Genomic DNA, 18,820 nt, shown 5'->3' with positions numbered 1-18,820 from the left:
CCGGCCGCAGGGGCCGTCCGGCACGGGTCACAGGACGAAGGCCTCCCCCTCCGAGAGCTCGATGAGCATGTCGAACTCGTCGGTGCCGCCGTGGCCGCGGTTGGCCTTGGCCACCGCCAGGCAGGGCGCGAACGCGCGCGCCCACGCCATCATCCGGTCGCCGTCCACACCCAGGACACCGGAGAGCACGTCCACGCGCTGCACCACCTCCGGCAGGCTGGTGGCCTTCCACAGGGCCCAGTCCACGGCGTCGACCGCGGCGTCGCCCAGGCAGGCGCGCGGGTCGACGGCCACCAGGCCGCGCCGGCCGCCGTCGATGACGTTGCCCGGGTGCAGGTCGCCGTGGACGGGCACGACGTCCACCGTGCCGTTGGCCAGGTCGCGGGCCCGGCAGAAGCCCTGGTGCATGGCGGACGCGGACACCACCTCGGCGGCGGGCCCCTCGGCGCGCTCGCGGTTCCACAGGTCGAAGATGAACTGCACCCGCGAGGTCAGCGGGCGCAGTTCGAGCAGCTCGCGCCGGGGCACCTCGACGGAGTGGAGCTGGGAGACGAGCGCGCCGACGCTCTCCATCGGCGGCACTTTCCCGCCCTCCACGACGGTGTCCCCGTCGATCCACTCCATGAGGATGGCCCCGCGGGCGTTGTCGACCTCCCACACCCGGGGCACGCGCCCGGAGGTCTCCCACATCCGCAGCGTCCGTGCCTCGGACGCGGCCAGGCCGGTGTCCGGGGAGAGCTTGAGGACCGCGCGGTCGCCGTCCGGGCGCACGACGCAGACCACGACGGAGGTCCGGCCGTGGGGGGCCGGGCCCTCGACGGTCAGCCCCCACTCGGAGGCGAGCCCGGAGACGATCCCCGGGAGTTCGGTCAGCCACTCGCCGACGTGGCTGCCGAAGCGCCGTTCCAGACGCCGACGCTGCCGGTCATCGACGAACTGCGCTGTGACGTCACTCATACATCCACCTTAGGTTCGCTCGCGTCGATGACGGTTCGGGGCGGGCCCCTCACGGGTCGGCGGAGCCGCGGAGCGCACGGTCCGCGGCGCACTGGCTCTGTTCGGGTCCCGGACCGGTCGCGGGGGAACCTCCGCGCCGACGGGGGGAGAAGGGGGCCGCCGGAGGAGTCGCGTCCGGTCGCTGCCGCGCCGTGCGGGAGGCGGCGCGGTACGGATGCCGTGTTTGTGGGTGCGGGGAGTTCCCGCCCGTTTGCCCCTTACCCATCCGCGCGCTCCCGGTAACGGCGCCACGGCGCACCGAACCCCGCCGATCACCCGCGTGGTGGACGTTGTCGCCCTCGGTGTCGTCTCGTCGGGGACCGCGGTCTCAGGCCAGGCGCCCCCTGACCGCCCGGTGCTGGGCGAGGAGGGTGTCCACGACCAGCTCGGAGGGCCACAGGGGCTCGGTGATCGCGGTGACGTCCAGGCCGCGCAGCAGGTCGAAGTCGGGGCCGTCCACGAGTCTCCACGCGGCGACGGCGACGTTGTCCTGGCCGTGGCGGCGCAGCCGGTCGACGGCGTCGACCACCGAGGGCGCCCAGGTGCGCAGGTAGCCCACCTGGACCGGGGAGTCGAGGCGGCGGCTGAGCATGCGCGCCACGTCCATGACGACCTGGCGCTCCTCGGTGCCGGTGGTGCCGTCGGCGGCCAGCACCACGCCGTCGGAGGAGCCCCAGCCGGAGTCGGCCAGCCGCCCGGCCAGGTCGGCCACGATCGACGGGACCGCTCCCAGGGGCGGGGTCTGGCAGGCATCGCTCATACGGCCGAGGTCGAGCCGGGTGAGCATGTGGGCGCTGGCGACGTCGCCGCCCGCGACGAAGGCGGGGACGACCACCTTGGGCCCCCGGACGGAGTGGACGGTGGCGGCGACGTCGTCGGGGCTGCCGAAGGCCGGGGTCACCGGCACCTCTCCCCTGCTCGCCACCGCTTCGGCCAGGCCCCACAGGGCGTCCCGGCGGTGGGTGTCACGCGAGTCGTCGGCTACGAGGACCATCGTCGGGACCATGCACGTCTCCTTCGGTACATCTGCGGGGGGAACTGCCCTTGCCCGCCGAGCGTAAAGCGGCTCAGTTTCACGGGGGTTGTGCGGTGTTACGCGGAGGAAAAAAGCGAACAATGGCTGTGGTGGTTATGACCACCGGGGGTCTGCGTGAACCATAACAATCGCCGAAAAAACGGGGCGTGTCCACTTCCGCGGAGAGTGGTGTAGGACTCACGGGTTCGGGAGGACGAAGGGGGCTATCCTTGGAACCGAGAGAGGCGACCACTCCCACCTGCCCCGACGAACCGCTCCTTCCTTCCCGCCCCGGAACCGGCCCCCGGCGGGACATGGCGGACACCACACCCATTCCCCGGCGGACGAATAGTCGTTTTCGCCCCGACCTCTCTAGAGAAATACCCAGCAAAGCTTTTCTCATGCATTCGTCAGGTGCGGATGCACGTGCGGCGGAATGTGCGGCGGCCTTCCTGCCTGAGGGGACGCGGATTTTCCCCGCCTTCGGAGCACGCCGTTTTCCGCCGGCGCCCGTTCCCGCCCGGCGGCCCCGGCCGTCGCGCCACGACGCCGCGCCCCGCCCGGGCGGGGCCGGACCGCCCCGCACGCGCGAGAGGCCCCCTTGCACATCGCACCGCCCACTGTCAAGGGTGTGCGCTCCCCCAAGCCCCCATAGCCGCACACCACCTGACGTGGGGGGACAGGATGCGGGTCCGGCGCCATCACTTGCCATGACCCCCTCGGCCCGCTCACACTTGGTACCGATGGAGCGCGTACCCGCAGGCGGCACACGCCGCGGGAACCCTTCGGGCCGCCGCCCGACCGGACTCCCCACCTCCGGACGGAGCGCGCCCCCAAGATCCGCACCGAACCATCCAGACTGGAGTGAGCATGGCCGTCCACCCTCGGGTGCAGACGCTGGCCCAGACCTTTCTCGCGCACGCCGACCAGGAGGCCCCCGGCCTGGTCGAAGGCCTCTACCTGACCGGTTCGGTCGCCCTCGGCGACTTCCGCCCGCACACCAGCGACGTCGACTTCGTGATCGTCACCGGCCACACGCCCGGCAGGCGCGAACTGGAGCTGCTGCGACGCGTCCACGCGCGCACCCGCGCCGCCGCCACCGGACCCCAGTTCAACGGCATCCACGTCACCTGGGACGACCTCACCCGCGACCCCGCGGCCTGCGGCCCGGTCGCCTCGGTGATCGGCGGCCGGTTCCGCAACCGGGCCAGCGCCGACGTCAACCCCGTCACGTGGCACATCCTCGCCGAGCACGGCGTGACCGTGCGCGGCCCGCACCCGCTCGAACTGGACGTGTGGGACGAGCCCGAGAGCCTGCGCGCCTGGTCGCTGGGCTCCCTGGACGAGCAGTGGCGCCGCTGGCGCGAGAAGGCGGGCCGTCTGGTCACGCCGCGCGGCCTGGCCGTCCTGGGCTCCCTGGCGCCCTCCTGGAGCGTGCTGAGCGTGAGCCGCCTGCACTTCACCCTCAAGACCGGGGAGATCACCTCCAAGACCGGCGCGGGCGCCTACGCCCTGCACGCCTTCCCCGACCGGTGGCAGCGCATCGTCAACGAGTGCCTGCGCGTGCGGCGCAACACCAGCGCGCCCTCCCTGTACGAGAGCGCGCTGGCCCGGCGCAGGGCCGCCCTGGACTACATCGAGATGGTGCTGGACGACTCCCTGCGCCCCGGCCTGGCCGCGGCCTGAGCCGCTCGGAGCGGCCCGCGGGGTCCGGATCCTCCGCTTCCGTACCGCCGGGAGCACGCTCCCGACTACCCTGGGGCACATGACCATGCGCCCCATCGTCCGTTTCGGCGACCCCGTCCTCGTCACGCCCACCACACCCGTCACCCGCTTCGACAAGCACACCCGGGCGCTGGTGGACGACCTCCTGGAGACGGTCGAGGCCCCCGGGCGGGCGGGTCTGGCCGCCAACCAGATCGGCGTGGGCCTGCGCGTGTTCAGCTACAACGTCGAGGGCCGGATCGGCTACGTGATCAACCCGAGGATCGCCGAGCTGTCGGAGGAGGTCCAGGAGGGCGACGAGGGCTGCCTGTCGGTCCCCCGGCTGTGGTACCCCGCCACCCGGGCCGAGCGCGCCGTCGTCACGGGGGTGGACCTGCGCAACGAGCCGGTCACCGTGGAGGGCACGGGGCTGATGGCCCGCTGCCTCCAGCACGAGACCGACCACCTCGACGGCATGGTCTACATCGAGCGCCTGGCCCCGCAGACGCGCAAACAGGCCCTGCGCGACATCCGCCGCTCGGACTGGTTCATGCCCCCCGAGCCCCCCGAGCCCGCGGGCGTCCAACTGCCCAGCGCCTTCGGCGGCGCGGGCTGAGCGGCTCCCGGCGCCGCCTCCGGTGGGCCCGGAGCCGGAACGGTCGGCCGGGGGTCGGTCCGGTCCCCGGCTGCGGGTATCTTCGGACACATCCCCGCGCAGTCTCCCAAGTCACGTGAGTAACGCACTAGGCATGTAACGCCAAGATCTCGTATGGTCTGCTGAGCATCTCCCGTCGCCGAGGCTCCCCCCTTCACACGCCGCAGGCCAACCGGATGCGCTCGGACCATCCTCGGAGCAGACATGACACCCACTCCTCCCTCATCCGCGCGCGGCAGGCGCGCCGCCCTGTCCCTCGCCGCCCTGGCGGCGGCCCTGCTGGTCGCCCTGCCCGGGACGGCGCTGGCGGAGCCGGACAACGACGACGTGGACATCGACGAACTGAACCGGCGGGCCGAGGAGCTGGAGGAGAGCTACGACGGCGAACTCCTCCAGTTCAACGAGATCAAGGACCGCGTGGAGAAGGCCGAGGAGGACCTGGAGGAGGTCGAGGGGCGTCTGGAGGCCTCCCGGAGCGGTGTGTCCACCATCGCCTCCACCCAGTACAAGAGCGGCGGCGGCCTCGACCCGGCGTTCCAGGTGATCTTCTCCAGCGACCCCGAGAGCATGTTCGCCGACGCCGCGACGCTGAACTACCTCGGGCAGAGCCAGTCCGAGCAGATCTACGACCTCATCCAGACGCGGGACGAGGCCGCCCTGGTCAACGAGGAGCTCCAGACCGAGCTGGCCGAGGCCGAGGAGCTCGTCGAGACGCTGGAGGAGGAGCGCGAAGAGGTCGAGGCCAGGATCGAGGAGTACGAGGCGGAGCAGATCCCCGAGACCCCGGGCGACGGCAGCATCCCGGCCAGCGCGCAGGGCTGGGGCTGGGACGGGGCCACGCCGCGCATGGCGGCCATCCGCGACGAGATCGTGCAGAACTTCGGCGCCCCCTACCCGGTCGGCTGCCTGCGCTCCAGCGCAGACGACCACGGCGTGGGACGGGCCTGCGACTTCATGATGAGCGCGGGCGGCGCGCTGCCCTCGGCCGCCAACCAGTCCCTGGGCTCGCAGATCTCCCAGTACGGGATCGACAACGCCGACCGGCTGGGCATCAAGTACATCATCTGGGAGCAGCAGATCTGGCACTCCGCGTCCCGTCAGTGGAAGTGGATGGAGGACCGGGGCGACAACACCCAGAACCACTACGACCACGTGCACATCTCGTCGTACTAGCCGTCCGGGGCGGGCCGCCCCTGAGGCGCCCCGCCGGAGCGGCGGGCTCGGCCGCGCGCGCGGTCCCGGCGCCCCGCGCGCCCGCCGAGGGCGAGCGGCACCGAGGCCAGCAGCGCCACGGCCGTGACCGCGAACGCGGGCCCGTACCCGGTCAGCTGGATCAGCAGTCCCAGGACCACCGCCCCGGCTCCCGAACCCGCGTCGTAGCCGATGTTCCACACCGCGCTGGCCCGGCCGTACCCGGCCGGACCGGCGCGGTTCAGCATGAGGGTGACGGTCTCGTTCTGGACCGCGCCGAAGCCGAGGCCGAACACGGCCGATCCCAGGAGCACCAGCAGCGCCGTCCCGGTGCCCGGCGCGTCCCCGACCGACCACAGCGCGGCGGTGACCAGGGCCATTCCCGCGACAGCGCCGACCATGCCCGGCAGCAGCAGGAGGGTGCGCCGGTGGCGGTCGTGCAGCATCCCGGCGGTCCACCGGCCCGCCACCACCGCCAGCGCGTAGGCGGCCAGGGCGCCGCCCACCAGCCACGCCGCCCGCTCCAGGGGGATGGCCAGGAAGGTGATGATCGCGCTGGCCGACGAGGCGGTCAGCAGCATGAGCACCAGCGGCGCCGCCAGCGCCCGCAGCAGCGGGCGGCCCGCGGACGCGTCCGCGGCGGGATCACCGGCCGGGGCGGGGGCGGCGGTCCGGACCGTGCTCCGCAGCGCCGCCCGGTTGCGGCCGCCGTCGGCGTACCAGATGCCCCAGGCCAGGGCCCCGCCCAGGACCGAGCACAGACCGGTGAGCCAGAACGCGGTGTCGAAGCCGACGTTGAGGGCCAGCGCCACGCCGCCGGGCAGGATGAGCACCTGCGGCAGGCCGACCGCCAGCCCGTAGTAGCCGGTGGCCCGGCCGACCTGGTGGTGCGGGACCAGGCGGGCGGCGAGCACGGTTCCGGCGACGCTGACCATGCCGAAGCCAACGCCGCGCACCGCCGAGACGGCCACCAGCGGGCCCAGGTCGGCGGTCAGGGCGAACAGCGGGGTGGGCAGTCCCATCACCAGGGCGCCCACCGGGAACGCCCAGCGGTAGCCGCCCCTCTCCAGCAGCCAGGGCATGGCGAGCTGGGTGAGCACGGTGGTGAGCATGAAGACGGCGGTGGTGCTCCCGGCGCCGAACTCCCCCGCGCCGCCCCGGGTGGCCCACAGGGGGACCAGGGGCAGGACGGCGGCGAAGCCGCAGAGGCCGACCGCGGTCGCCGCGATGAGCAGGGCGAAGCCCCGTCCGCGCAGACCGGGGAGGGCGGGCGGGGTGGTGCCGGTGGTACCGCTGCCGTCGGCCGCCGCCCCGGTGGGGGCCGCCTCCGACGGTGTTCCGTTCCCGGGTGAGGACGAACGAGATCGGATCATCCGTCCTTTCTAGCCGACATGCGCACACCTGTCGACGCGGTGCCGATCCGCCCTGATCAGCCGCCCGCGCGGGCGTTCCCGCCGCCGACCCTCTCCGTGAGCCAGTCGCGGACGCGCGCGCTCAGCTCCGGGGTCACGGCGCGTTCGGCGTGCCCCATGCCCGGGATGATCCACAGGTCGCGCGGCTCCCTGGCGGCGTCGTGGATGGCGGTGGCGTGGGAGACGGGGAAGTAGGCGTCGGAGTCGCCGTGCACGACCAGCAGAGGCGTCGGGGAGACCTTCCCGACGATCTCCCGGGGTTCGGCGGGTACGGGGTCCCACTCCTTGTCGACGACCCTGACCTTGCGGAAGCCGCGCAGGAACAGGCGCCCCGCTCTGCGGCCGATGCCCAGGTGGAGCAGCCGCATGGCGCGCGTCCCCCTGTAGTACCAGCGGCTGGGACCGCTGACCGAGACCACCGCGTCCATTCCGCCGTAGATGGCGGCGTGCCGGATCGCGACGGCCGCGCCCATCGAGAACCCCACGGTCGAGAGGGAGGTGTAGCCGAGTTCGCGCAGGCGGACGGCGACCGCCTCCAGGTCGTGGATCTCCGCGTTGCCGACGGTGCTGAGCCCGCCGGAGCCGTGGTGGCCGCGGAAGTCGAAGGTCATCACGTCGCCGAACGGGAGCAGCGCTTCGGCGACGGCACGCGTGCTCGGGTTGCGGTGGGTCCCGGTGAACCCGTTGGCGAGGATCACGGCGGTGGTGCGGGACCCGGCGCCGCGCAGGAGCACGGCGTCGATGCCGACCCCGTCGGAGGTGGTCAGCCGGTAGCGGTGTTCACGGGGTTGGGCGCGCGGGTGGTCAATGGCGTCGGACACCCCACTATCGTGCCCGATCAGCTCCAGCGGTCGGGGTCGGACCCCGGTGTGGTGTTTTCGTCACCGTAACGGCGGTCGATCCACTCGTCGGGGTACAGGCGGCGTTGCGCGGGGTCCTCCCCGCGGCGGTCGCCGCCCGGGAGGCCCTCGCGGGAGGGGTCTCCCGGCGCCCGGTGGGAGGGGAGGGGTTCGTGGCGGAAGGAGCCGGGGTACAGCGGGGCGTCGGAGGACGGGGCGTCCGGGCGGTGGCCGCCGTAGCCGACCGGGTCACCGCCGCCGAAGCGGTCGCCGTAGCCGGAGGAGGGTCCCGCGGTGGACAGACCGCTGTACAGGTCCTGCTGGAAGGTGCCGCCGTGGCTGTGGGGACCGCTGTTGCTGTAGGGGTCGCTGGGGCCGAAGTCCCTGCTCTGGGCCGGGAGGTCCCCGTAAGCAGAGTGCCCGCTGTGGCTGTGGGAACCGCTGTGGCCGTAGGAGGCGCCACGTGTGTAGGGATCGCCCTGGTCCGGGAGACCCCCGTAGACCGGGGGGCCACCGTGACCAGGGGTGTCACCGTAACCCGACACGGCTCCGTGGGACGGGGTCCCGTGGGCGGGGGTCCCCGTGCCCGGCGGCACGGGCGGCATCGCCGTGTCCGCGCCCCCGTCCTCCTCCACGGCGGTCAGCGGCGGCTCCCCGGTGGCGGGTCCGTCCCCGTGGCCGTGCTCCTCGTACTCGCCGTACTCGCCGTACTCGTCGTAGGCCTCGGGGTCCCCGTCCTCCTCGTACCGCTCCCGCTCCCCCGCCTCGCGGACGTCGGCGGGCGGGAAGACCAGGGAGCGCAGGTTGAGCGCCACGTGGACCAGGACCGGCACCCAGACGCTTCCGGTCCCCAGGTACAGGACGGTGAAGAGGGCGCCGGACGCACCGGCGCTGACCAGGCCCCACCAGCCCTGGTAGAGGTGCGCGACGGAGAACAGCAGCACCGACAGCACGGCGGCGACCCACAGCGGCACGCCCATGCTGGCGACCAGGAGGATGAACAGGCCCCGGTAGAGCAGTTCCCCGAACACGCCCCCGGTGACGGCCACTCCGGCGGCCATCGCCCGTTCGGCGGTGGTGCGCGGTGCGAGCAGCCCCCGGTCGCGCTCGGGTTCGGGAAGGCTGAGCGGTGCGGAGGAGCGCCGTCCGCGGGCGCTCCCGCCCTGGTCGCGCCTGCCGCGCGCCGACCTGCCGCGGCCGCGACCACGGCCGGAGCGCCCGGGCCCCTTCGGAAGGCCGTTGACCAGAAGCCAGAACACCGTGAGGGCGAGCAGGCCGCCGACGGCGCCGCCCGCGATCGGCCCCCACGCCTCGGGCAGGCGCAGGCCCAGGTCCGCGGCGACCAGGTCCGGCGAGAGCAGCAGCACCCCGAAGACCACCAGGCCCCACAGCACGTGGACGCCCATGGTGACGGCGTGCAGGAGCGTGAGGGCGCGCGCGTCGCCGTCGCGCCTACGGGACAGCCACGTGAACGCCCTCCTGCCGAGGAGGGGTTCGCCGAGGGCCGCGAAGAGGAGCAGCAGGACCGTCAGAACGGTCCCGGCGAGGCTGAACTGAGGGAGAGACTCCGACCATGGCACGGGGCAATAGTAGGGGTCCGAAACAAGTCATAGTGCACATGCCGTATCTCACCCACGACCACTCCCGCTCCTGACCACCTCTTGCCGTGCGGCCCGAGAAGGGCGACCGTAGAAGTGACACAGGTCACAGCATGGACGGGTCGCCCGTTCCCGTGCGGCCACCGCTCGGACCACGAAGGGCTGGGTAACAGGGATGGCAGATCGCAACGTCAACGGAACCGGAGCCCCAGCCGGAGCCGTACCGAGGGCCGACGGGCCCCGCGGCATCCGCAACATCGCGCTGGTCGGACCGTCCGGCGCCGGAAAGACGAGCCTGGTCGAGGCGCTGCTCGCCGCCGCCGGGGAGATCGGTCGCCCCGGCAGCGTCGAGGAGGGCACGACCGCCAGCGACCACGACGAGGTCGAGATCCGGCAGGGGCGGTCGGTCGACCTCACCGTCAACCCGGTCATGGTCGGCGACGCCAAGGTCAACCTGCTGGACACCCCCGGGTACGCGGACTTCATCGGCGCGATGCGCGCCGGACTGCGCGGGGCCGACGCCGCACTGTTCGTCGTGTCCGCCCTGGAGGGCGTGGACGGCCGCACCCGCGTGCTGTGGGAGGAGTGCGCCGCCGTCGGCATGCCCCGGGCGGTGGCCGTCACCAGGATCGACCACCCGCGCGCGGACTACGACGAGGTGGTCGCCCAGTGCCGGGAGGCGTTCGGCCCGGGCGTGCACCCCGCCTACGTCCCGGCCGTGGAGGGCACGGGGGACGAGCGCCGCGTGGTCGGCGTGTGGGGGCTGGTCTCCGAGCGGTACTACGACTACTCCGGCGGTTCCGACGGCGCCGACGGCTCCGAGCGCGCGCAGCGTTCCGGCCACTCCGGAGGGGGCGGACCCGGGTCCGCCCCCTCGGCGCGTCCGGTGCCGGACTGGCTGCGCGAGGCGGCGGGACCGCTCCGGGAGACCCTCGTCGAGGAGGTCATCACCGAGAGCGGGGACGAGGTCCTCATGGAGCGCTACGTGGAGGGCGGCGAACTCGACCCCGACCTGCTCATCGACGACCTCCAGAAAGCGGTCGCCGCGGGCGGCTTCCATCCCGTCCTGGCGATCAGCACCACGACCGGGGTGGGTGTGCGCGAACTGCTGCGCGAACTGCCGCTCTCGTGCCCGGACCCGACCCGGCGCCCGTTTCCCGAGACCTTCACACCGGAGGGCGGACCGGTGGCGGGGCTGTCCTGCGATCCGGACGGCCCTCTCGTGGCGCAGGTCCTCAGCACCGCCGTGGACCCGTACGTGGGCCGGGTGAGCCTGGTGCGCGTCCTCTCGGGGACCCTGCGCCCCGACACCCGGGTCCACCTGCACGGCCACGGGGTCCCGTGCGGGCTGACCGGCCAGGACGAGCTGGACCGAACGGGCAACGACGAGCGCACGGGACCGCTGTCCGTGCCGCTGGGCCGCGAGAACCGGCCGGTGGGCCAAGCGGTCGCCGGAGACCTGTGCCTGGTGGCGAAGCTGCCCGACGCCCGCACCGGAGACACACTCTCCGAGCCGGAGCGGCCGGTGCGCGTGGCGCCGTGGCGCTTCCCGCGTCCGCTGCTGCCGGTGGCGGTGAGCGCGGCGTCCCCGGGGGACGAGGACAAGCTGTCGCACGCGGTGGCCCGGCTGGTGGCGGAGGACCCGTCCCTGCGGGTGGAGGTGAACGCCGAGACCCACCAGATGGTGCTGTGGAGCCTGGGCGAGGCGCACCTGGACGCCGCGCTGGACCGGTTGGAGCACCGCCACGGGGTGCGGGTCCGCACCGGGGAGGTGCGCGTGCCGCTGCGGGAGACCTTCGCGGTTCCGGCGCAGGGCACCGGGAGGAACGTGAAGCAGAGCGGCGGGCACGGGGAGTTCGGTGTCTGCCGGATCCGCGTGGAGCCGCTGGAGTCCGGCGCGGGCCTGGAGTTCGTCGACGAGATCGTGGGCGGGGTGGTGCCCCGACAGTTCGTCCTGTCCGTGGAGAAGGGCGTGCGCGCGCAGATGGCGGACGGCGTCGGGACGGTGGCCGGTGCGAGGGGCGGCGCTGGGTCGGGGGACGGAGCGGACCCCGGGGCGGGGTACCCGCTGGTGGACATCCGGGTGACGCTCTACGACGGCAAGGCGCACTCGGTGGACTCCTCGGACACGGCCTTCCAGAAGGCGGGGCGGCTGGCGCTCAGGGACGCGGCGGCCGCGGGGCGGCTGGCGGTGCTCGAACCGGTGGACGAGGTGTCCGTGGAGGTGGACGACGCCTACCTGGGCGCGGTGCTGAGCGACCTGTCGGCCCGGCGCGGCCGGGTGGTGGGGACCGAGTCGGTGCGGGGCGGCCGGGCGGTGGTGCGCGCGGAGGTGCCGGAGCTGGAGATCGTCCGGTACGCGGTTGAGCTGCGGTCGATCTCGCACGGCACGGGCGTGTTCAGCCGGGAGTACGCGCGGCACGAGCCGCTGCCCGCGCAGGCGGCGGCGCGGCTGGCCGGCCGGTGAGGCGAGGACGGCCCCGGCCCCGCACGGGGGCGGACCGCCCCTAGAAGACCCTTCCCGGTCTGGTGCGGTCGGCCAGGGCGGCGAAGCGGAACGTGTTCACGGGGTGGCTGGACAGGAGGTTGACCAGCAGCACGAAGAAGCCCGTGTCGGTGCGGGCGCGGGCGGCGATGTCGTAGAAGTCCACGGCCGGGTACAGGTACTTGCCCGCGGCGAGCACCCGCAGCCCCTGCATGCCCTCGGGGCAGAACGCGTGGGCGTGGTTGTCCGCGGTGTACTCCTGCGCGCGGCTCAGGCTGGTGCCCACGCCGGGGATCACGTTGGCCACCGAGATCCCGAACTGGCGCCAGAACGACGTGTGGCCCGCCGCGATGTGACCGACCTCGTGGCCGATCACGAACCGCAGCGTGTCGTTGTCGGCCAGGCGGTCGCCCACCTCGAACAGGTCGCTGGTGACGGCCACGTAGCGCCGGAAGCCGTGCCCGGAGGCGAACGCGTTGAGCTCGCCGTTGCCCAGCACGACGTAGGCCTCGGGCACCCGCTTCATGCGGAACGCGGCGGCGGCCTCGGCGACCATCCGGTACGCCTCGGGGAACTGGTGCTCGGTGATGCGCACCCCGTTGACCCGCTGGCGCGCGTAGAGCTGCCCGCGCACGAAGTACACGAGCGCGGGGATGCTCAGCAGGAGCAGCGGCTGGTTGGGCTCACCCGAGTAGGCGCGGCTGACCGCGCCCACCACGGCGAGCAGGGTCACCCCCACGCACACGGCCAGGAGGGGGATCTCCCGGGGATGGCGCAGCCGGCGTTCCCCCATCCGTGGTCAGAAGCGGTACTCGGAGCCGGGACGGTCATCGTCGGGGGGCGGGGGCGGACCCCCGTAGGAGGGGCCGGACGGCGGGCGCGGCCGGTCGTCCTCCTCCAGCAGCGCGGCCATGTCCGCGGACAGCGTGGACTCCTCGGTCTTGCCGTCGCGCCACTCCTGGCGGTGCTCCTCGTCCTGGGCCTCCATCACGGAGTCCATGTCGGCCTCGTGGGTGGACTTGGCCCGGTCCTCGTCCGGCGCGGGCCACGGGGACCGGGGCCGGTCCTCCTCTGGAGCGGGCCAGGCGGTCTGCGCCCGCTCCTCGTCCGGGGCCGGCCAGGCCGTCTGCGCCCGGTCCTCGTCCGGCGCGGGCCAGGACGAGGCGAGGTAGGCGCTGTCGTAGGCGTCGTTGGGCGCGTCCCCGGCCGCCGCCTTCGGGCTGTCGTCGCCCAGGTAGGACAGCGCGGCCACGGTGATCGCGGCCAGCCCGGCGCGCAGGGTGGGCTCCCGGGCGGGCGCGAAGAACGGCGAGTGGGTGCTGGGGACGTTGCCCATCTTCTCGTACGGGGTGTCGCCGGGGGCGGACTCCCACACGTCGTGGGGGGTGGCGCCGACGAACCAGAACACGTACGGGATCGGCTGCGGGTCGCCGGGCAGGCCGAAGTAGCCGAAGTCCTCGGTCGCCGGGAACGGGTCGGGCAGGTGGATGACGTACTCGTCACCGAAGTAGGCGTGGTGCGCGGCGGCCACGTCGGCGGTGCTCTGGGGGTCGTTGCGGGTGACGCCCGCGCCCTGGAAGCGCTCGATCTCGGGCTCGCGGGCGGCTCCGGAGGCGGCGGCCTCGGCGCGCACGATCCGCTCGATGGCCGCTTCGAGCTGGGCGGACACGTTGTCGTTGAGGGCCCGGGTGTTGATCTCCAGGTAGGCCTCGTCGGGGATGATGTTGGCCTTGGTCCCCGCCTGGATCCTGCCGACGGTGAGCACCGCCATCTCGCTCGGGCTGACCTCGCGGGAGACCACGCCCTGGAGGCGGGTGACGATGCTCGCCGCGATGAGGACCGGGTCCACGGTCGTGTTCGGCTGGGAGGCGTGGCCCCCCTCCCCGTACACGCGCACGCGGTAGGAGTTGGAGGCGCCGAGGATGACCCCGGCGCGGTGGGAGATCAGTCCGGCGGGCTGCGGGCCCAGGTGCTGGCCGAGGATGACGTCGGGGCGGCCGAAGCGGTCGAACAGCCCGTCCTCCAGCATGGCCTGCGCCCCGTCGAGGGCCTCCTCGCCCGGCTGGGCGACGACCATCACGGTCCCGGCCCACTCGTCGCGGGTCTCCGAGAGCAGGTCGGCGGCGCCCACCAGGCACGCGGTGTGGGCGTCGTGCCCGCAGGCGTGCATGACGGGGACCTCGGCGCCCTCGTCGTTGGCGGCGCGGGCGGTGCTGGCGTAGGGCAGCCCGGTCTTCTCCTCCAGCGGGAGCGCGTCCATGTCGGCGCGCAGCATCACCGTGGGCCCCGGCCCGTTGCGCAGGATGCCGACCACGCCGGTTCCCCCGACGCCCTTGTGGACCTCGTAACCGGTCCGGGTGAGCCACTCGGCGACACCGCTGGCGGTGCGGTGCTCGGCGTGGGAGAGCTCGGGGTTCTTGTGCAGGTCGACGTAGAACCCCTCCACGAGCGGGAAGAGCTCGTCGAGGAGTCGCATGACCACGTTCCCGTGCTGAGCGGCACGGTTGGGGTCCACCGCGTGCGGCACGGCTTCCACCGCCTTCTTCCGTATTATCGACCGGGTCGGAACCGCCCGTCTGACGAGAGCAGCCTAGCGGCGCGTCCGCCGCGGCCACACAGTCAGCCGCGTGACCTCCGCGGGCCGGGCCCGGAGCAGACTCGGCCTGTCACCCTCCGTAGAAGACGGTGGCGCGGATGGGTTAGTGTCTGCACACGGAAAGCTACTCCCGGCCGAGCCGCTCGCGTCACACATGTTTCACGAGCCCCACCCTCACCTCAACCGAGGCAGGACTCCGGCGACTTTCCACCGATCTCCGGAGAACCGCTGGCATACTTTGCTACATCACAGTAAGGTAACGCAGCACATGTTCATTCATCCGACCTTACGGTGTCCCCCTCGCGCCCCACGCGGCACCGCGCCACCCGCGTTCCGGCCCCACGGTCGGCCCGCGGGCCGCGTGCACGGCCGGAAGAGAGCACACACGTCCCAGAAGCAGATGATCTCGGAGTCCACTCGTGGCCTCATCCATGACCAGTCCGGCATCCCAGCGTCAGGAACCGGGGCACGGCGCGGACGCCCCCACCACGGTGGCCCCGGGTCCAGGCCGTGACGCCCGTCTGGACAATGCCAAGTTCGTCCTGATCGCCCTGGTCGTCGTCGGCCACGCGATCGGCCCACTACGCGAGTACGGGCCCGCCAGTGCCCTCTACTACTGGATCTACTTCTTCCACATGCCCGCGTTCATCATGATCAGCGGCTACCTCTCGCGGTCCTTCGACGCCTCGTCGAACCGCGTCGAGAAGCTGGTCGTGTCGCTCGCGGTGCCCTACCTGATCTTCTGGACCATCCACCAGTCCATCTACGCGGTCGAACGCGGCGGCCTGCCCGAGTCCATGTCGGTGCTCCAGCCGACCTACGCCCTGTGGTTCCTGGTCGCCCTGTTCGTGTGGCGCCTGAGCGTGCCGGTCTGGAAGCGGCTGCGCTGGCCCGTGCTCATCGCGGTGCTCATCTCCGTGTTCGGGGCCACCGCGAGCCTCGGGGAGACGCTCTCCCTGGGCCGCGTGGTGAGCTTCCTGCCGTTCTTCGTCCTGGGGCTGAGCCTGCGCCGCGAGCACTTCGCCTACCTGGACCGGCTCTGGGTGCGGATCGCCTCCGTGCTGGTGCTGGGGATCACGGCGGCGCTGGCCGTGCCCATCTCCGAGCAGATGAGCCGCTCCTGGCTCTTCTGGACCAACAGCCTCACCGACCGCGAGATCGACCCGATCCTGCCGAGTCTGGGCGTGCGGGTCGGCTTCATGGCCCTCGCACTGGTGATGACCTTCGCGGTCCTGGCGCTGATGCCCAAGCAGCGCACGTGGTTCACCTCCCTGGGCGCCTACACGCTGTACGTGTACCTGGGGCACTCCGTGGTGATCGTCCTGTTGCAGGCCTCGCCCTGGTACAGCCTGATGTCCGGGGCGACGGAGATGGTCGTCACGGTCCTGCTGGGCGTGGCGCTGACGCTGCTGCTGTGCACCCCGTGGGTGCGCGCGGGCCTGCGCTGGGCCGTGGAACCGCAACTGACGTGGTTCCTGCGCGAGGACTCCGCGCTGCGCGCGCCGAGCGGCTCCGGGAAGGACGACGGCGCCGGCAGGACCGGCGGCGGCGGGAACGGCGACGGCGGCGGACGCGAGAAGGAGAAGGCCGGGGTCTGACCCGGCTTCCGCGCGAGGGGCGCGGCGTACACGGGAGGGGCGGGTCCGCTTCGGCGCGGACCCGCCCCTCCCGTGTCGTTCCCGCCCCCGGTGGGCAGGGCCGGTTCAGCTCCCGCTGGACGGGTTCGTGGCCGCGGCGGCGCCGGGGACGGCGCCCGAGGCCAGCAGCCGGCGGCGGCGCGCCTCGAACCTGTTCGTGTCCTTCCACAGCCGCAGCACCAGGATCACCTCGAAGAAGGCCAGCGCCAGCACGGAGAACACCGCGACGGGGATGATCAGGCTGTTGAGCGGGGTGAAGAGGGAGACCAGCGCGGTCACCGGGGCCACCACGCACAGGAACATCTCGAACTCGATGCCGCTGAACAGGTGCGGGCGCACCCGGTGGCGCAGGAGCCGGTCGCGCACGCGCGGGTAGAGGCCGGTCGGGGCGGGGGCGCCGGGCCGGGCCGGGGTCTCCCCCGTCTCCTCGTCCTCGGGGTCGGCCTCGCGCTGGGCGGCGGCGAGCCGTTCGGTGTCCCCGGTCAGCTCGGCGAGGGTCTGGTTCATGGTCCGGCGGGTCTTGGCGACCTGCGGGCCGTTGAGGTAGCGCAGCAGGTCGAAGAAGACCACCACCGGCGCCGCGATCAGGTAGACCTCGTGGCCGGTGAGCAGCCACTGGCCGATCAGCAGCGCCATCACGCAGCCGAAGAAGCGGATGCGGTCGAAGACGAAGTCCACCCAGCTGCCGAAGACCGTGCCGGTGCCCTTGAGCCGGGCGATCTTGCCGTCCATGCAGTCCAGCACGAAGCTGAGGTGGAAGAGCAGTCCGCCCGCCAGCAGCCATGCCCAGTTCCATCCCCCACCGCCCGGCACGAGGACCGGCGCGACGAAGCACAGCATGGAGAGCAGACCGAAGACCCCAGCCCCCAGCGTCAGCTGGTTGGGCGTGATGTCGGTGCGGTTCGCGGTCCAGACGACGAGGCGTCCGGCCAGGGGGTCCACCAGGAAGACCGTCCACCAGGCGTCCTTCGCCTTGTAGGTCTCTTCCTTGACTTGCGCGAAAGTGAAACGCGGCATGCGGGCTCTCCAGGAGCGCCCGTCCGGGCCCCGGCGCCCGACGACGCGCTGACAGGGGCGGGGAAGGGCTGTGTCGGCGGGGATCCGGGTCATCATGCCAGATCGGGGGTCGACCGACCTAATTCGTGACGGCATACTTGACCGGTAAGAGGGGGATCAACAGGCGGCCGCGCGCGGCATGCGGCGGATGGTCCACCCCCTTCGGTCTCGACCGAGGTAGAGGCATTGCGTTTTCTCAACGACCAGGCACCCCAGCAGGACCTGACCTACAGCGACGTGTTCATGGTCCCCAACCGGAGCTCCGTGGGCTCCCGGCTCAGCGTGGACCTGTCGTCGCCGGACGGCACCGGCACCACGATCCCGCTGGTCGTGGCGAACATGACCGCGGTCGCCGGGCGCAGGATGGCCGAGACCGTCGCCAGGCGCGGCGGTGTCGCGGTCATCCCGCAGGACATCCCCCTCGACGTGGTCTCCGACGTCGTCTCCTGGACCAAGCAGCGGCACCTGGTGTACGACACCGCCATCACGCTCAACCCGTCCAGCACCGTGGGCGAGGCGCTCAACCTGCTGCCCAAGCGCGCGCACAACGCCGTGATCGTGGTGGACGGGGAGCGCAGGCCCGTCGGCGTGGTCACCGAGGCCGACTGCGCCGGAACGGACCGCTTCGCGCAGCTGCGCGACGTGATGTCCACCGAGCTGATGACCATCCCGGCGGGCACCGAGCCGCGCGAGGCGTTCGGGATGCTGCACGACTTCCGCCACCGGCTGGCCCCGGTCGTGGACGGGAACGGCGCCCTGGTGGGCGTGCTGACCCGCACTGGCGCGCTGCGCTCCACCCTGTACACGCCCGCCGTGGACGCGGACGACCGCCTGCGCGTGGCCGCGGCCGTCGGCATCAACGGCGACGTGGCGGGCAAGGCCGCCGAGCTGCTGGAGGCCGGGGTGGACACCCTGGTCATCGACACCGCGCACGGCCACCAGGAGAAGATGCTGACCGCGGTCTCCAAGGTGCGCGCGCTGTCGCCGCGGGTGCCGATCGTGGCGGGCAACATCGTCACCGCCAAGGGCACGCGCGAGCTGATCGAGGCGGGCGCCGACATCGTCAAGGTCGGTGTGGGCCCGGGCGCGATGTGCACGACCCGCATGATGACCGCCGTGGGCCGCCCCCAGTTCTCCGCCGTGCTGGAGTGCGCCGAGGCGGCGCGCGAGCTGGGCGGGCACGTGTGGGCGGACGGCGGCGTGCGCCACCCGCGCGACGTGGCCCTCGCCCTGGCCGCGGGCGCGTCCAACGTGATGGTGGGCTCGTGGTTCGCGGGCACCTACGAGTCGCCGGGCGACGTCATGCGCGACGCCGAGGGCAGGCAGTACAAGGAGAGCTTCGGCATGGCGTCGGCCCGCGCGGTCCGGCTGCGCACCGCCGAGGACTCCCCGTTCGAGCGGGCCCGCAAGGCGCTGTTCGAGGAGGGCATCTCCACGGGCCGGATGTACCTGGACCCGGAGCGCCCCGGCGTGGAGGACCTGATCGACCAGATCGTCGCCGGTGTGCGCAGCTCGATGACCTACGCGGGCGCCTCCTCGCTGGCGGAGTTCCACGAGCGCGCCGTGGTGGGCGTGCAGAGCGCCGCCGGGTACAACGAGGGGCGTCCGGTCCCCACCAGCTGGTAGGCGGGGTCCG

The 18,820-nt window shown here is 72.8% G+C and carries 14 protein-coding genes; 6 read left to right on the top strand and 8 right to left on the bottom strand.

Annotation, left to right across the window (positions count from 1 at the left end):
- Positions 1-27: 27 nt before the first annotated feature.
- Both AC0VX6_RS05060 and AC0VX6_RS05055 read right to left on the bottom strand, forming a co-directional pair.
- Positions 28-957, bottom strand: a complete 930-nt coding sequence (locus tag AC0VX6_RS05060) for an aminoglycoside phosphotransferase family protein (protein WP_274976412.1) — start codon at positions 955-957, stop codon at positions 28-30.
- 367 nt (positions 958-1,324) lie between these two features.
- Complete coding sequence (locus AC0VX6_RS05055; protein WP_274976411.1) at positions 1,325-2,002, bottom strand: sirohydrochlorin chelatase; 678 nt, start codon at positions 2,000-2,002, stop codon at positions 1,325-1,327.
- Between the two features lie 879 nt (positions 2,003-2,881).
- Between AC0VX6_RS05055 and AC0VX6_RS05050 the strand changes: the two genes are divergently transcribed.
- The 3 genes from AC0VX6_RS05050 to AC0VX6_RS05040 all read left to right on the top strand — a co-directional run bounded on the left by AC0VX6_RS05050 (position 2,882) and on the right by AC0VX6_RS05040 (position 5,543).
- Positions 2,882-3,697: a nucleotidyltransferase domain-containing protein gene (locus AC0VX6_RS05050; RefSeq protein ID WP_274976410.1), complete on the top strand. Its 816-nt coding sequence runs from the start codon at positions 2,882-2,884 to the stop codon at positions 3,695-3,697.
- 79 nt (positions 3,698-3,776) lie between these two features.
- Positions 3,777-4,331, top strand: coding sequence for a peptide deformylase (gene def, locus AC0VX6_RS05045; RefSeq protein WP_274976409.1), 555 nt, complete (start codon positions 3,777-3,779; stop codon positions 4,329-4,331).
- A 243-nt stretch (positions 4,332-4,574) separates the two neighbouring features.
- Positions 4,575-5,543 carry a coiled-coil domain-containing protein gene (locus AC0VX6_RS05040; protein WP_475467503.1) on the top strand — a complete coding sequence of 323 codons (969 nt, stop codon included), beginning with the start codon at positions 4,575-4,577 and terminating at the stop codon, positions 5,541-5,543.
- Here AC0VX6_RS05040 and AC0VX6_RS05035 read toward each other — a convergent pair.
- The 3 genes from AC0VX6_RS05035 to AC0VX6_RS05025 are packed head-to-tail and all read right to left on the bottom strand — an operon-like array spanning position 5,540 to position 9,392.
- Positions 5,540-6,934 carry an MFS transporter gene (locus tag AC0VX6_RS05035; protein WP_274976407.1) on the bottom strand — a complete coding sequence of 465 codons (1,395 nt, stop codon included), beginning with the start codon at positions 6,932-6,934 and terminating at the stop codon, positions 5,540-5,542. The genes AC0VX6_RS05040 and AC0VX6_RS05035 overlap by 4 nt on opposite strands.
- Before the next feature lie 56 nt (positions 6,935-6,990).
- Positions 6,991-7,794, bottom strand: coding sequence for an alpha/beta hydrolase (locus tag AC0VX6_RS05030; protein ID WP_475467502.1), 804 nt, complete (start codon positions 7,792-7,794; stop codon positions 6,991-6,993).
- A gap of 17 nt (positions 7,795-7,811) precedes the next feature.
- The gene (locus AC0VX6_RS05025; protein WP_475467501.1) at positions 7,812-9,392 is read right to left on the bottom strand and encodes a CPBP family intramembrane glutamic endopeptidase; all 1,581 of its coding nucleotides are present in this window, start codon (positions 9,390-9,392) and stop codon (positions 7,812-7,814) included.
- 193 nt (positions 9,393-9,585) lie between these two features.
- Here AC0VX6_RS05025 and AC0VX6_RS05020 point away from each other — a divergent pair, with 193 nt between their 5' ends.
- Entirely contained in the window at positions 9,586-11,877 is a 2,292-nt protein-coding gene (locus tag AC0VX6_RS05020; protein ID WP_475467499.1) for an elongation factor G-like protein EF-G2, read from the top strand.
- Between the two features lie 40 nt (positions 11,878-11,917).
- On the opposite strand, the gene AC0VX6_RS05015 is transcribed toward AC0VX6_RS05020, so the two are convergent.
- Positions 11,918-12,688, bottom strand: coding sequence for a M48 family metallopeptidase (locus AC0VX6_RS05015; protein ID WP_274976403.1), 771 nt, complete (start codon positions 12,686-12,688; stop codon positions 11,918-11,920).
- A gap of 6 nt (positions 12,689-12,694) precedes the next feature.
- Positions 12,695-14,431, bottom strand: coding sequence for an amidohydrolase (locus tag AC0VX6_RS05010; protein WP_475467498.1), 1,737 nt, complete (start codon positions 14,429-14,431; stop codon positions 12,695-12,697).
- Positions 14,432-14,922: 491 nt separating this feature from the next.
- Here AC0VX6_RS05010 and AC0VX6_RS05005 point away from each other — a divergent pair, with 491 nt between their 5' ends.
- The gene (locus tag AC0VX6_RS05005; RefSeq protein ID WP_475467496.1) at positions 14,923-16,089 is read left to right on the top strand and encodes an acyltransferase family protein; all 1,167 of its coding nucleotides are present in this window, start codon (positions 14,923-14,925) and stop codon (positions 16,087-16,089) included.
- A 105-nt stretch (positions 16,090-16,194) separates the two neighbouring features.
- Here AC0VX6_RS05005 and AC0VX6_RS05000 read toward each other — a convergent pair whose 3' ends face one another.
- On the bottom strand, positions 16,195-17,145 hold the full coding sequence (locus tag AC0VX6_RS05000) for a CDP-alcohol phosphatidyltransferase family protein (protein ID WP_274976400.1): 951 nt from the start codon (positions 17,143-17,145) through the stop codon (positions 16,195-16,197).
- Positions 17,146-17,370: 225 nt separating this feature from the next.
- Here AC0VX6_RS05000 and AC0VX6_RS04995 point away from each other — a divergent pair, with 225 nt between their 5' ends.
- Entirely contained in the window at positions 17,371-18,810 is a 1,440-nt protein-coding gene (locus AC0VX6_RS04995; protein WP_274976399.1) for a GuaB1 family IMP dehydrogenase-related protein, read from the top strand.
- The last annotated feature ends 10 nt before the right edge of the window (positions 18,811-18,820 follow it).

Source organism: Nocardiopsis sp. iso_25 (assembly GCF_056173305.1).
Note: the sequence above shows the minus strand (reverse complement) of the source record. Positions and strands in the feature narration are given on the sequence as shown.